General features: G+C 48.7%; 12 protein-coding genes. 8 read left to right on the forward strand and 4 right to left on the reverse strand.

Annotated elements, in window-relative coordinates; all coding sequences use genetic code 11:
- Positions 1–790 precede the first annotated feature (790 nt).
- The 7 genes from tsaB to T325_RS10705 are packed head-to-tail and all read left to right on the forward strand — an operon-like array spanning position 791 to position 7,399.
- Positions 791–1,486 (forward strand): tRNA (adenosine(37)-N6)-threonylcarbamoyltransferase complex dimerization subunit type 1 TsaB, encoded by a 696-nt coding sequence (gene tsaB, locus T325_RS10675; protein ID WP_036913768.1) that lies wholly within the window; start codon positions 791–793, stop codon positions 1,484–1,486.
- A gap of 15 nt (positions 1,487–1,501) precedes the next feature.
- The gene (locus T325_RS10680; protein ID WP_036914448.1) at positions 1,502–2,095 is read left to right on the forward strand and encodes a DUF4290 domain-containing protein; all 594 of its coding nucleotides are present in this window, start codon (positions 1,502–1,504) and stop codon (positions 2,093–2,095) included.
- 8 nt (positions 2,096–2,103) lie between these two features.
- Complete coding sequence (gene murA, locus T325_RS10685; RefSeq protein WP_036913770.1) at positions 2,104–3,411, forward strand: UDP-N-acetylglucosamine 1-carboxyvinyltransferase; 1,308 nt, start codon at positions 2,104–2,106, stop codon at positions 3,409–3,411.
- Positions 3,411–3,920 (forward strand): ribosome maturation factor RimM, encoded by a 510-nt coding sequence (gene rimM / locus T325_RS10690; protein WP_036913774.1) that lies wholly within the window; start codon positions 3,411–3,413, stop codon positions 3,918–3,920. The genes murA and rimM overlap by 1 nt, the downstream gene beginning before the upstream one ends.
- The gene (locus tag T325_RS10695) at positions 3,917–5,074 is read left to right on the forward strand and encodes a 1-deoxy-D-xylulose-5-phosphate reductoisomerase (protein WP_036913777.1); all 1,158 of its coding nucleotides are present in this window, start codon (positions 3,917–3,919) and stop codon (positions 5,072–5,074) included. The genes rimM and T325_RS10695 overlap by 4 nt, the downstream gene beginning before the upstream one ends.
- A 24-nt stretch (positions 5,075–5,098) precedes the next feature.
- Positions 5,099–6,484, forward strand: coding sequence for an RIP metalloprotease RseP (gene rseP, locus T325_RS10700; protein WP_036913779.1), 1,386 nt, complete (start codon positions 5,099–5,101; stop codon positions 6,482–6,484).
- A gap of 15 nt (positions 6,485–6,499) precedes the next feature.
- Complete coding sequence (locus T325_RS10705; protein WP_231622229.1) at positions 6,500–7,399, forward strand: AEC family transporter; 900 nt, start codon at positions 6,500–6,502, stop codon at positions 7,397–7,399.
- On the opposite strand, the gene T325_RS10710 is transcribed toward T325_RS10705, so the two are convergent.
- Positions 7,365–8,795 carry a ComEC/Rec2 family competence protein gene (locus tag T325_RS10710; RefSeq protein ID WP_156097680.1) on the reverse strand — a complete coding sequence of 477 codons (1,431 nt, stop codon included), beginning with the start codon at positions 8,793–8,795 and terminating at the stop codon, positions 7,365–7,367. The genes T325_RS10705 and T325_RS10710 overlap by 35 nt on opposite strands.
- A 126-nt stretch (positions 8,796–8,921) precedes the next feature.
- On the opposite strand from T325_RS10710, the gene T325_RS10715 reads away from it, so the two are divergent.
- Entirely contained in the window at positions 8,922–9,986 is a 1,065-nt protein-coding gene (locus tag T325_RS10715) for a M20 family metallo-hydrolase (RefSeq protein ID WP_036913783.1), read from the forward strand.
- On the opposite strand, the gene T325_RS10720 is transcribed toward T325_RS10715, so the two are convergent.
- Genes T325_RS10720 through T325_RS10730 form a run of 3 tightly spaced genes read right to left on the reverse strand, consistent with a single transcriptional unit; the run spans position 9,983 to position 14,108 of the window.
- On the reverse strand, positions 9,983–11,611 hold the full coding sequence (locus T325_RS10720) for a murein hydrolase activator EnvC family protein (protein ID WP_036913786.1): 1,629 nt from the start codon (positions 11,609–11,611) through the stop codon (positions 9,983–9,985). The two genes, T325_RS10715 and T325_RS10720, sit on opposite strands and share 4 nt — an antisense overlap.
- 47 nt (positions 11,612–11,658) lie before the next feature.
- Positions 11,659–12,516, reverse strand: coding sequence for a lipoprotein insertase outer membrane protein LolB1 (locus tag T325_RS10725; protein WP_081911188.1), 858 nt, complete (start codon positions 12,514–12,516; stop codon positions 11,659–11,661).
- Positions 12,513–14,108 carry a tetratricopeptide repeat protein gene (locus T325_RS10730; RefSeq protein ID WP_036913788.1) on the reverse strand — a complete coding sequence of 532 codons (1,596 nt, stop codon included), beginning with the start codon at positions 14,106–14,108 and terminating at the stop codon, positions 12,513–12,515. Before T325_RS10730 ends, T325_RS10725 begins: the two co-directional genes overlap by 4 nt.
- Between the last annotated feature and the right edge of the window lies 1 nt (position 14,109).

Raw genomic sequence — 14,109 nt, forward strand, 5'->3', positions numbered from 1 at the left:
TAGAAGCCTTGTAAATAACTCTGATCATTATCTCTGTCTCAGAACGACTATCCAAATTCAAGAATTGAAACGGTTCGTTTCTTTCTACCCAAGAGCATCTCTGCTCTCGCTTCTTGTACTACTTCTGTCTATGTAAATCTTTCAAAGAACTCTTTCTTTTTGCCTGCTTACAGAGGTCGTTTCCTCGTTAGCGGGTGCAAAGGTAAGAAGAATTTTCGAACCGGCAAAACTTTTCAGAAGAAATTTTCGATTTTTATGCGATTATTTTCAGCCTCTTGATAAATGTCAAGGCAGAAAACAACGCTCACCTTATTATATATTATATAGAGCGAGAACAGAATGAAGGATCCACCAAACCTGAAGGGCACTACAAGCAAACCCCAACTTTACTACGAGGAAACCGACACTTTACTACGAGGAAAACAAAACTTCACTACGAGGAAAATAAGATCCATTCCTGACAGGAACATAACGGACGGCTGTAAACGAACAGCCGTGATATTGACAAAGATAGTCTCTTCGTTTGCAATTTAGTCTAAATTGGCAAGCAATTTAATCTATTTTGCAGAGCAATTTAGTCTAAATTGCTGGAAACAATAAGTATGGTCACAATTAAACAAAACTACTTTGCCATAAACAGCACTTATATTTGTCAGCGAGAGGCCTTATCGCTGACAAGGAATTATCCTACGATAAAAAGCTGGAATAAATGCAAAAAAACCAATTATTTGTATTTAAATTCCAAGAAAATGCGTACCTTTGCACCTTATTAATATAAGGAACAAGAAGTATGTCGACAATATTACATATAGAAACCAGTACGGACGTTTGCTCCGTTGCTGTATCGGAAGACTCGCAGGTTATCTTTCAGCAAGAAGACCACAGCGGCCCGAACCACGCAGAGCGCCTGGGAACGATGGTTGACGAGGCTCTCTCGTTTACCGACAACCACGCCATTCCCTTTGATGCCGTGGCTGTGAGTTGCGGTCCGGGCTCATACACTGGTTTGCGCATCGGCGTCTCGATGGCCAAGGGCATCTGCTATGGCAGAAACCTGAAGCTGATAGCCGTGCCCACTTTGGAACTGCTCTGTGTGCCTGTGTTGCTACGCGAGATGGTAGAAGAAGACGCGTTGCTTTGTCCGATGCTCGACGCCAGGAGAATGGAGGTCTATGCAGGCATCTACGACCGAGGACTGAAGCCCATCAGAGAGATTGGCGCCGACATTGTGGATGGTGAGACTTACAAGGAGTATCTTGACCAGCATCCAGTTTATTTCTTCGGTAATGGCGCCAAGAAATGTATGGAGGCAATCAACCACCCCAACGCTCACCTGATAGAAGGTATTGAACCCTTGGCCAAGTGGATGCAGCCCTTGGCTGAAAAGAGACTCTTGAACGACCAGACGGAGGATGTGGCCTATTTCGTGCCTTACTACCTGAAGGACTTTGTGGCAAAGATGCCAAAAAACCTCTTAAACGTGTAAATAATGAATAACAATATGGATATCAAAGGATTAGACTACAACACGCAGCGCGAGAAGCTCATCATGCCAGAGTATGGCCGCGAGATTCAGAAGATGATTGCCTACGCCTGCGAGCTGCCCACAAAGGAAGAGCGTCTGAAATGCGCTCAGGCAATTATAAAGCAGATGGAGACCAGGAATCCCCAACTGAAAGATAATGCCAACTATGAGCAGACACTTTGGGACCATCTCTACCTGATGAGTCATCGGGAACTGGAGATTGACTGGCCCTATGACATCTCAGGGGCAGACAAGATTCTCTCAAAGCCTCAGCCTATGAAACTGCCGAAGGACCGTGTAAGACTGCGCCACTATGGCAGGCTCATAGAGGAATTGTTTGAGAAGCTGAAGACCATGCCCGAGGGTGAAGAGCGCGACGCTCTGACTTTCTACACAGCCAACCAGATGAAGCGCGACCTGGCTACCTGGGGACACGGTTCGATGGATGACGAGCGCGTGGCCAGCGACCTGGCGCATTTCACCAACGGCATCATCCAGCTCGACCTCAACAACTTCAAGTTTGAGAAGATTTCGGCCGACGACGGCAAGAAGAGTAAGAAAAAGAAATAAACGGAAGAATGGCATCATTCATCATTGAAGGCGGGCATCTGCTATCAGGAACCATCACGCCGCAGGGAGCTAAGAACGAGGCCCTGCAAGTGATTTGCGCCTCGCTGCTGACAGAGGAGAAAGTGACCATCAACAATATTCCCGATATCCGCGACGTGAACAATCTGATTCAGTTGCTACGCGACATCGGCGTGAAGGTTTCTTCTGAAGGCTCGGGCACCTACACTTTCCAAGCCGACGAGCTGAAACTCGATTATCTGGAGAGCGACGAGTTTGTCAAGAAGTGCGCAGCATTACGCGGTAGCGTCTTGATGATTGGTCCGTTGCTGGCACGCATGGGCAAGGCCGTCATCACGAAACCCGGTGGCGACAAGATAGGCCGCCGCAGACTCGACACCCACTTCTTAGGTTTCGAGAAACTGGGTGCCAAGTTCACTCGCATACCTGGTCGCGACGTCTACGAGATAGCAGCCAAACGCCTGAAGGGCACTTATATGTTGCTCGACGAGGCATCTGTCACAGGTACGGCCAACATCGTGATGGCAGCGGTCTTTGCCAAAGGTACGACCACCATTTACAATGCGGCCTGTGAACCTTATCTCCAGCAGCTCTGCCATCTGCTGAACCAGATGGGAGCCAACATCAGCGGCATAGGCTCAAACCTGCTGAACATTGTAGGCGTAGAGCGACTTCACGGGGCAGAGCACAGGATTCTTCCCGACATGATTGAAGTAGGCTCGTTTATCGGCATGGCAGCCATGTGTGGCGACGGCATCCGTATCAAGAACGTTTCGGTAAAAGACCTTGGCATCATTCCCGATGCATTCCGCCGTCTGGGAGTAAAGATCAAGGTTGAGAACGACGACCTGGTGATTCCGCGCCAGAAGCATTATGAGATACAATCGTTTATCGACGGTACTATCATGACTCTGGCTGATGCACCCTGGCCAGGTCTGACCCCCGACTTGCTATCAGTGCTCATCGTTGTGGCTACACAGGCTCGCGGCAGCGTGCTGTTCCACCAAAAGATGTTTGAGAGCAGGCTGTTCTTTGTCGATAAGCTGATTGACATGGGCGCCCAGATTATTCTCTGCGATCCGCATCGAGCCGTGGTCGTAGGCCACGATCGTAAGATAACCCTTCGCGGCGGTCGCATGTCGAGCCCGGACATCCGTGCAGGTATTGCCCTGCTGATTGCCGCTATGAGTGCCACAGGTACCAGCCGTATCGACAATATCGAGCAGATAGACCGTGGTTACGAGAACATTGAGAGTCGCCTGAATGCGCTTGGTGCAAAGATTACCAGAAGTGAATAATGATCAGAAGAGAAGAAGTATATAAGATAGGTAAGCTGGGCAAGGCGCACGGTGTGAAGGGAGAAATCAGCTTTCTCTTCGATGACGATGTGTTCGACCGTGTGGATGCCGACTACCTGATTCTCGACATCGACAGTATCCTCGTACCCTTCTTTATTGAAGAGTATCGCTTCAAGAGCGACAGCAATGCCCTGATAAAGTTTGAGGGTATGGACACCCAGGAACAGGTAAGAGAATTGACGGGCTGCGATGTCTACTTCCCGCGTGAGTTGGCTGATGAAGACAGCGACTCCCTCTCATGGTCGGCCCTTGTGGGCTACGAGCTCATAGAGGCGAATACAGGAAACGCCATAGGCAAGATAGCCTCTATCGACGATGCCACCATCAACATTCTCTTCGAACTGGAAGACGGCCGTCTGATTCCAGCTTCAGAAGAACTCATTACCAATGTAGATACAAAGAAACATCAAATAGAAATAGAATTGCCAGAAGGCATTTTGGAATTATGAAGAAGCAAATAGCCATACTCGGTTCTACCGGGTCTATTGGAACACAAGCCCTCGAAGTGATCGAGGAACATTCAGACCTGTACGAAGTGTACTGTCTGACAGCCAACAATAAAGTACAACTGCTGGCAGAGCAGGCTCATAAGTTCAAGCCCGCCGCCATCGTCATTGCTAACGAGCAGCGTTATGACGAACTGAAGTCGCTGATGAGCGACATGCCCGACGTGAAGGTATATGCTGGCGCTAAGGCGCTCGACGAGATAGTAGAGGCAGGTCCTATCGACATGGTGCTCACTGCCATGGTAGGTTTCTCCGGTCTCAACCCCACCATCCACGCCATCAAGGCAGGCAAGACCATTTGTCTGGCCAACAAGGAAACACTGGTTGTTGCAGGTGAACTTATTCTGCAATTGGCCCAGCAGTACCACACCCCCATTCTTCCCGTTGACAGCGAGCATTCTGCTATCTTCCAGAGTCTTGTCGGCGAAGACCAGAACCCCATTGAGAAGATTCTGCTCACAGCCTCAGGCGGTCCTTTCCGTCTGAAGTCGATGGAAGAGATTGCCCATGTGACCAAAGCCGACGCCCTACGCCATCCCACATGGGACATGGGTGCCAAGATAACCATCGACTCGGCTTCGATGATGAACAAGGGTTTCGAGGTGATTGAGGCCAAATGGCTCTTTGGCGTTGAAGCCAACCAAATTCAGGTATTGGTTCACCCACAGTCGATTGTTCACAGTGCCGTACAATTCCAAGATGGCAGCGTGAAAGCCCAGTTGGGTGTACCCGACATGCGCCTGCCCATTCAGTACGCTTTCTCATTCCCCCAGCGTTTGCACCTGAGCGGTGAGCGTCTCGACCTCTTCAAGGCCCAGCACCTGGAGTTCTTCGAACCCGACCTGAACAAGTTCCGCTGTCTGGCTCTCGCCTTCGAGGCTATCAACAAGGGCGGTAACATGCCTTGTATCGTGAATGCCGCAAACGAAATCGTGAACCGCGGCTTTCTGGAAGACAAGTGCGGTTTCCTGCAGATGGGCGACATCATAGCCGAGACCATGCAGCGTGCTACGTTTGATAAGAATCCATCTTACGAAACGTACATAGCTACCGATGCCGAGGCCCGCCGTATTGCAACCGAACTAATGAATAAGTAATAATAAGAATAAGGTAAAAGGATTATGGATATATTTCTGATTCGTCTATTGCAGTTCATGCTGGCAATAGGACTTTTAGTACTGCTCCATGAGGGCGGTCATTTCTTCTTTGCCAAGCTTTTTGGCATCCGTGTCGATAAGTTCTATCTTTTCTTTGATCCCAGCATCTGGAAGTGGGATGGTTCTATCTTTAAATGGAAGCCCAAGAATAGTAATACGCAATACGGTATGGGGTGGTTGCCTTTGGGCGGCTACTGCAAGATTGCCGGTATGATCGACGAGAGTTTTGATACCAATCAGATGAAGCAGCCCGTACAGTCTTGGGAGTTTCGTGCCAAACCAGCCTGGCAGCGACTGCTGGTCATGATTGGCGGTGTACTTGTTAACTTCCTACTGGCCTTGTTCATCTACTCAATGATTCTTTTCTACTGGGGCGACACCTATATCCCAGTCAAGGATATGACTCTGGGTATGAAGTTCAATGCCGAGGCTAAAGCATTAGGTTTCCAAGATGGTGACATCCTCCTTGGCACCGACAAAGGAACCTTCAAGGACTTCTCAGCAGACCTCTATCGCGACCTCTCAGAAGCCAAGCGTGTCGACTTGGTTCGCGACGGCCAACAGATGAGCCTGAGCCTGCCTGGCGACATCAACCTGCTGAGCATGATGAAGGCAGAGCCTTCGTTTGTGCGTCCGCTCGTTCCCGCTGAGGTTGACAGTGTGATGGCCGACTCCCCCGCCGCCTCTATGGGATTGCAGAAAGGTGACAAGATTATAGCCATCAACGATACACCCATCGATAGCTATAACGAATTTACCGATCAACTTGGTATTCTCGAAGACATGATGGCTGCAGCCAAGACACAGGCCGACAGTATGAAGGTGCGCACTGCAACTATCGTCTACGAACGTAACGAAGCAAGAGACACTGCTACAGTCACACTTACATCAGAGTTGAAACTCGGCTTCTTCGTTAAGAGCCTGGCCGGTCTTTACGAGCCCTACACCCGTGAATATGGTTTCTTGGAGAGCATCCCCGCTGGCATCAAGTACGGCTGGAACGTGCTGGCAGGCTATGTTGGCGACATGAAGTATGTCTTCACCGCCGATGGCGCCAAATCAATTGGCGGTTTCGGAGCTATTGGCAGCCTTTTCCCTCCAGTATGGGACTGGTATCTCTTCTGGAAGATGACAGCATTCCTCTCTATTATTTTGGCCTTCATGAACATTCTGCCTATTCCCGCTCTTGACGGCGGTCATGTATTGTTCCTGATTTATGAGATGATTACACGCCGCAAACCCTCAGAGACATTCATGATTCGCGCCGAATATTTCGGCTTCGGTCTCCTGATACTCCTGATGGTTGTGGCAAACCTCAATGATATTCTGCGCTGGCTCGGCTATATGTAAGCTATGTTTGTGGTAATGATGACATTGTTTGCCCTTGTAGTCGTTGGCTACATAGGAGGCAAACAGGGATTTCTGGGAGGAGATTTTGACAGGCAACTGTCAAAACTGGTCATCAATATCACATGTCCAGCATTGATCCTATCCTCAGCAATGACAGGTGAGCTGCCCGACAAGCGGTTTATCCTGCCATTGTTGCTGATAAGCGCCATCACTTACATTATATTGGCATGCGTAGCCTTCTCGCTGCCACGCTATATCACAAGCAGAAAGAAAGACGAAGGTCCCATCGGCTTTGCCCTTATGTTCGGTAACGTCGGTTTCATGGGCTACCCCGTTGTAGCCTCAATCTTTGGTCACGAGGCAGTATTCTATGCTGCCGTGCTGAACGTGGTCAACACCTTTGCCGTTTTTACCATCGGTACCGTTCTGATAACTGGAAAGAGTAAAGTTGAAGGAGAGCGCTTTCAGAAAAAAGTGCTCTATTCTACTCCTATGCTGGCCGCTTATCTCACCATGGGCATCGTTGCTCTCGAGATCGACAACATCCCCGAAGCCATCAGCCAACCCCTCACCATGCTAGGTAACATCACGGTGCCTGCCGCTCTGCTGATTATAGGTTCATCAATGTCGAATCTCTCTTTGCGAGCCATGTTGGGTAACCGCACTGTCTACGCTACCACGCTTTTCCGTCTGGCCTTACTTCCCATAGGCATCCACTACCTAATGGGGACACTTGGATTCTCGTCTTTCGTAGTCAACATCAACACGCTGGTTATTGCCATGCCTGTAGCCACCTATGGAACCATTCTCTGCCTGAAGTATGAGAAAGACACGACCATGATTACAGAAGTCACCTTTATCACCACCCTGCTATCCATGATCAGCATTCCCCTGCTGGTAATGCTTTTATTCTAAGAAGCCGTTCCATCAATATGTAACCAGCAAGAATGATGACATAGATCATCACCACTTGCATAATCGAAGGATGTAAATCTTCTATGCTTGCATAAGGCATGGTTGCTATCCGTATCAAAGCTGCATTCAGTCTTGAGACAATATATAATAATAGGTACGCGAAAGACGGAATCAATAATACTACCAACGACAAGTAAAGTATCAGCATAGCCGCAGGAAGTACAATCAGATTTGTAAGCAGAAAGTAAGTTGAGAACCGTCCGAAGTAATAAGCAATCAGTGGGGCTACACCAATCTGGGCCGCACAAGAGACGGCAAATATACTCCAAAACCATTTTACTACCCGATGGGACATCAGATTCTTTTGAGCTATCAGTTCATTGAATAACGGCATGAACAGTAATATGAAGAACACAGCCATGAATGACATTTGGAAACCCACATCGAAAAGCGACAACGGATTAGCCATCAGCATCACGATAGCAGTAAATGCAAGGGTATTGATTGACATTTTCTCCCTATACCCTAACTGCAGGAGAGCATATACACTCAGCATGATGGCAGAACGCACTACACTACTCGACATGCCCACTAAGAACACAAACAGCCATACGCTCATTACGATAAAGATTTGCGTCATAGTCTGCCACCTGTGCCCCACCGTTAAGAAAGAAAGCAGCATATAGATGATACCCAGATGTAGACCGCTCAAAGCCAATACGTGTGAAGCTCCGGTTATGGCATAAGTATCCTTCAGTTCTTTGGTCAACGCTGATTTATCGCCAAGCGTCATCGCTGCCACTACTGCATAAGCATCGTCATCAGCATCCTCCACGTCGAATCTTTCGAGCAACCTGCTACGTAGTTTCAGGAAAAAGAGCCTAGTCCGGGTCAACACAGACAGGCTACTAAGAGTGGGGCGAGACCTCTGCCAGTCCCAGCTTGTCACAAATGTGCGACCATTCTCTATTCTGGATTGTATTTTCAAACCATCACCGATTTTTAGGGACTTGCTCCGCTCATCTTTATACAGATAACATTTCAACGTATGCCCACGACCTATCAATACCACATCGATGGCCATTGTCTTCGGCTTCTCTATCGGTCGACTCGTGACTACCGCCTCATATACAACCTTTTCTTCTGGCCACACAGGTTCCGAAGTCTTGTGCCATACAGTAAGGAACCACCCCAGGACAGCAAAGCACACACAGATAGCCAACGATTGCAGCTGACCGTTTCGGCGCATCATCAAAGCCAGAAAAACAGCAACGGCCAATAACAGCAGAAGTTGCAATGGTGTCAGCACCATCACATAGTGTCCCACTACGATACCCGCCATCATGAAGACAGCCAGCTTTAGCAAGGGTGAGTTTTCCAATAATCTGTTTCTCACAATGCTTCTAATTTAGTTCTGCAAAGGTACAACTTTTTGGCGTAAACCCCTAATCTTCTCAGGAAATATGTAAGAAAAGTTTGAAAAGACTTGGCTTTTTGCTCATAAGTTCGTAACTTTGCAGACATGGAGACAAGTTACTACACAAACGACGCCATAACGCTGCTGAAGGACTTGATAGCCATTCCTTCTATCAGCAGAAGCGAGGAAAAGGCAGCCGATAAGCTGGCAGAGTATCTGAACCTTTGGCATCTGCCATTCGGTCGTGAGGGAAATAACCTTTGGGTAGGTTGTCCTGATTGGGATAATAACCGTCCTACCATAATGCTCAATGCCCACATTGATACAGTGAAGCCTGTCAGTTCCTGGACCCGCGATCCCTTTCAGCCTATGCAGGAAGGTGATGTACTCTATGGACTTGGCGCCAACGATTGCGGTGGCGGACTTGTAGCCTTGCTACAAACCTACCGCATCATGCTTAACCGCCCACGCAAATATAACCTGCTGTGGGTTGCTTCTGCTGAAGAGGAAGTCTCTGGCGATAACGGTTTCAGCCGTGTACTCCATAAATTGCCTAATATCGATGTAGCTATCGTTGGCGAACCTACAGGCATGCAGCCTGCCATTGCGGAAAAAGGTTTGATGGTAATCGATGGTTATGCCCATGGCAAGTCGGGCCATGCAGCCCGTAACGAAGGCGTTAATGCTATCTACGAAGCCCTCGACGACCTTGTATGGCTACGCGACTACCGTTTCCGCAAAGTCAGCCCCTTACTCGGCCCTACAAAAATGACTGTTACCGTTGTAGAGGGCGGTACCCAACACAACGTTATTCCCGATACACTTCATTTTATAATAGATGTACGCACGAACGAATTCTATCAGAATGAATACCTGTTTGAATTCCTTCGTAAGAAGATGAGCAAATGTGAGCTTCGTGCCCGCTCCTTCCGTCTCCACTCATCAAGTATTCCCGAAGATCATCCACTAGTCAGACGATGCACCGAACGTGGCATGACCCCCTTTGGTTCTCCCACCCTCAGCGATCAGGCCCTCATGCCCTTCCTTTCGTTGAAGCTAGGACCTGGTGAATCAAGCCGTTCACATTCAGCTGATGAATTTATTAAGATTTCTGAAATCCATCAGGCCATCGATACCTACGTCGGCCTGCTCGATGGCTTGACGCTTTAACGCGCCAGCCATCCTTCAGGATTCAATTTCGCATTTCCCTTACGCAACTGGAACTGCATCACGCCGTCAGAGCCTACACGCCCTAACGTTTGTCGTGCACTTACCTTTTGACCACGACTCACGCTGACAGAAGCCAAGTCACAATATACCGAGAGGTAACTTCCATGACGCACAATAACGACCGTGGTTCCACCATAGCCGAATACCGCACTCACCTCACCATCGAAGATACAACGCACCGCAGCTCCTGGCTGACCTTTGATGTCAATGCCCTTCTTATCGAGCGTCACATGACCTTTCACATCTGTCACATGGTTTGTTCCAAAATGGTTCATAATCTTATAGTTACCAGCAATAGGCATGGGCAGGCGCCCACGATTACTCTCGAAACTACCACTCAGCAAGCGGTCTTCCGATGACACCGAATAGTCGATGGTCGACGACTTCTTGGCTTCAGCCATCTCCTTTTCGTGTGCCTTAGCCTCTGCAGCGGCCTTACGTTCAGCAGCCAAACGGGCATTCTCTGCCTCTTTGGCCTTACGCTCCGCCTCGGCTTTCTCGCGTGCCGACTTTTGAGCGGCAGCCCTAGCTTCTGCCTTGGCTTTCTCTTCTCTGGCCTTTGCCTCAGCTATGCGTCGTTCGTTCTCCCTACGAGCCGCTTCAGCAGCCGCCTTCTTTCTGGCTAGTTCCTCCGCTTTTCGCTTCGCTTCAGCCTCGGCAGCCTTACGTTTTGCCTCGGCTTCAGCACGAGCTTTGGCACGAGCTATCTCCTGTGCTATCAGGCGATCTATCTGAGCATTCAACTCTGCATCGCGTTTTTTCTGCTTATCGATGATACTCTGGATGGTCTTCTGCTGTTTCTTCAACGAATTGACCATTTGCTGCTGTTCCACCTGCTTGTTCTCGAGCGATTTCTTCTCCTGTTCGCCACGATACAGCAAATCATTCTTCTGCTTCTTCGACATCTTCAACTCGTCGAAGGTCTCAGCCACCTGCTGCTTCATCGAAATCACCGCCTCACCCTGTGTCTGCTGATAAGCAGCATACTCACGTACAAAGCGCAATCTACGATACATCTGCGACAAGTTCTTGGCGCTGAAGATGAACATCAGCTTACTCTGGATGTGCCGATTGGACTGCATATAGCGCATCGACTTCAGGTAACGCTGCTTACGTTCCGCCAATTCTTGTTCCAACATCTTCAGCTGAGCCTGTAACAGAGTGATGTCGTCCTCCAATCGGGTGATGTCGTGTCGGATTGTGTCGATGGTTTTACGCTTGTAGGCAATCTCATTATTGATTACCAACAGATTCTGCAGTCGTTTGTTCACATCGCGCTCATTGGCCTTCAATCTCCGCTCCTGCTCCTTAATCTGGTTGCGAACCTGTTGCTGTTCTTTCTTCAATCCACTAACAGTAGGAGCTGGTGTGCTGTTTTTCCTGGTTGCTGTTTTCTTTGTAGTTGTAGTTCTATTCTTCCTCGTGGGAGTATTAGTATTCTTCCTCGTGGTCTGTTTCTTTTGTGTGCTGGTAGTACGCGCCTTCGTGGTGGCTGTCCGCTTTTGTTGAGCAGGAGCAGTCACCACGAAGCATACTAAAATCAAGAGTGCAAGTAGTTTCCTCACGCTATCCTTTAATCTTTCTTTTCCTTAGTGGGTATATATTTCTTCCTTTACAGAGCCATGAATCGACGCAGTATCTCGTCAACTGTCACTTCTCTGTACTTGTTTGATATCTCCGTACGTGTCTCCCACTCCTGATCCGAGCCGATGTAGTTGAGTGTCATGCCCAGTTTCACCTCCTTCTGTGGTGTGGTCAGGGTAATCATATGTTTGTGGGGGAACGCCTTCTTCTGCAAAGGTTCAAACTGATCGTAGTCCCAGTTCAACTGCGTATTGCCATTGAAACGGTCCTTATACAGGATGTTAGCCATACGTATCAAAGCCGTGCTCTTGCTGGCCAGCCAGCTATAATCCATCTTACCCTCTTCCATGCTGATAATCATGTCGTCGCCGCTCTCTAAGGTCGAATAGGCCTTTGTTGTATCAACAGCGTGCCTCATGACACTGCTCTGGTTGGGCTTGAACAATTCGTTCCAGAACAAGGCTTGTAGCGATTTGAAGTTCAAGCCGCTGTTACGTAGGAAGTCAACCTGGATATACGGTGCCTTCAAATACTGTTTGTTGATACGGTCCATAATGAGCACGTAGTCCTTAGTCAGTTCTATACGTCCTGCCTCCACAAATCCGAAAGCCATTAACTGCAGACGAATCACGTCGTCGCGTTTCATTCGCAGGTTTCCTGTCAGCGTCAGTTTCTGCGGACCAACCTCAACAGAGAACTTCACTTTCGATGTCAGAAACTTAGCCGTCTGAGCATTATCCTGTACTTGTCCGATAAAATCGGCCTTGGCTCTCTGCTCAGCAGTGATTGGCGCAGGCCCTGTGGGTTTCTTCTGGAAGATACCACACGATGTCAAAAGCAACGACATTGCCAAAAAGGTCACTTTGAGAATACTTGTACGTTTCATTCTGTTTTTATTTTAAGTTTTATTTTATCAGCATGTTCGTATATCACGGCGTTGTCCATTTTCTCGTCCAGGTTCTGTATGGCCTGTTCGATATATATCCTGGCCTCTGCATAACGTTCCTCCATATAGAGTATCCATGCGTAGGTATCAAGATAGGTCGAGTTTTTGGGCTCAGCCTTGATGGTTTTATAGCTCATTTCCTCAGCCTTCGAGAGTTTCTCGCCTCGTTCGCTCAGGTAGTAGGCATAGTTATTCAGACAGCCAATGTTGTCTTCCTTCCATACCAAGCACGAATCATAGGCGGCAAACGCCTCTTCGGCCAGTCCCTGCTGGTGCAGGATGTCGCCCATCACAGCATAGAAGTCTGACACGATGTTCGGATCGCTATCATCCTTAATCACCCCGATACCGTTCTTAAAGGCTGACAGGGCCGCATCCAGGTTCTCGCGTTTGTAGTAGGCGATGCCCTGATAGTAGTAGAAAGCCATCTCGTCGGGGTTATACTGGCGAGCATCACGGCATAGCTCCACCACGCGTTCCATATCGTCGTTCTCCCAAGCATAACCCACCAACTGCAGGCGTGCCATTGAGTTGTCTGGCGCTATCGTCAGAGCCTGTTCCAGCACATGGATAATGCTGTCCTTCGGCATCTTCTTGGCGTTCATATACGAAGCACAGAGCAATGCCATATCCTCGCTGGTCTGAGGGCCACTCAATATTTTTTTGAAAAGACGCAGCACACGAGTACTGTCACCCCCAGCCAGTTCACTGGCCGACATTTCCTGCCTCAACAGATGTATACGTTCCTCAGACGTAGCGTTTTTGTTCATCAGTACGCGCTCTGACAGCGAGTCGGCCATTTCTTTATGTCCCAAAGCCAGATGATACGTTCTCAGCGACATCAGAACCTTGTTATTATCTGGTTCCTGCTCCAATATCTGGCCATACACCTTCAGTGCCTTCTTCACCTCACCATTCATCATCAGCGTCTCACCATACAGACCCAGATAGTTCAGGTCGTTGGGATACTTCTCTGCCAATGACTTCATCTCGGCAATGGCCCTCTTCTTATCGCCCTGACGGGTGTATATCTCGCTCTTGGCTACTGACAGGCGTTCGCTCTTACCGTCAATTGCCTCCATTCGGTCCAGCACTTCGACAGCCTGATCATTCTTGCCTACCTGCTGGTACAACTGGAACAGCATCTCCAGCAAATCTATTCGCTCTTTGTCGCGTTCGTATATTTCCTCTACCACAGGAATAGCCTCAGCAAAATTCTGCTGACGGATGTATATCTGGGCCAGCGTCTCCATATAGGTCACGTTATCGGGCGCTAGAGCGGCAGCTTTCTTAAAATATTCCTCCGAGGTCTTATTATCTTTCAGCGCATTGTAGTATTGCGCCAGGAAGTAGTACACTTCAGGTGCCTCAGGGTTCAGTTCCAGGCAGTGACGCAACAAGTCGAACGCAGCAGCATTATTACCTTTCTGCCTCTGCATCATTGCCTCCAGAAAGAACTGATCGTAGGTTCGCTGGGCAAAGCCTGTAAGCCCCGCCAGCAGCATCACGATCGCCAATAGTCCTTTTCTCATT

The organism is Prevotella sp. FD3004, assembly GCF_000746155.1.
In the GTDB taxonomy this organism is placed as follows: Bacteria; Bacteroidota; Bacteroidia; order Bacteroidales; family Bacteroidaceae; genus Prevotella.

Coding starts and splice junctions, on each gene's coding strand:
- tsaB (WP_036913768.1), top strand. CDS start 791: ATGTCGACAATATTACATATAGAAACCAGTACGGACGTTTGCTCCGTT.
- T325_RS10680 (WP_036914448.1), top strand. CDS start 1,502: ATGGATATCAAAGGATTAGACTACAACACGCAGCGCGAGAAGCTCATC.
- murA (WP_036913770.1), top strand. CDS start 2,104: ATGGCATCATTCATCATTGAAGGCGGGCATCTGCTATCAGGAACCATC.
- rimM (WP_036913774.1), top strand. CDS start 3,411: ATGATCAGAAGAGAAGAAGTATATAAGATAGGTAAGCTGGGCAAGGCG.
- T325_RS10695 (WP_036913777.1), top strand. CDS start 3,917: ATGAAGAAGCAAATAGCCATACTCGGTTCTACCGGGTCTATTGGAACA.
- rseP (WP_036913779.1), top strand. CDS start 5,099: ATGGATATATTTCTGATTCGTCTATTGCAGTTCATGCTGGCAATAGGA.
- T325_RS10705 (WP_231622229.1), top strand. CDS start 6,500: ATGATGACATTGTTTGCCCTTGTAGTCGTTGGCTACATAGGAGGCAAA.
- T325_RS10715 (WP_036913783.1), top strand. CDS start 8,922: ATGGAGACAAGTTACTACACAAACGACGCCATAACGCTGCTGAAGGAC.
- T325_RS10725 (WP_081911188.1), bottom strand. CDS start 12,516: ATGAAACGTACAAGTATTCTCAAAGTGACCTTTTTGGCAATGTCGTTG.
- T325_RS10730 (WP_036913788.1), bottom strand. CDS start 14,108: ATGAGAAAAGGACTATTGGCGATCGTGATGCTGCTGGCGGGGCTTACA.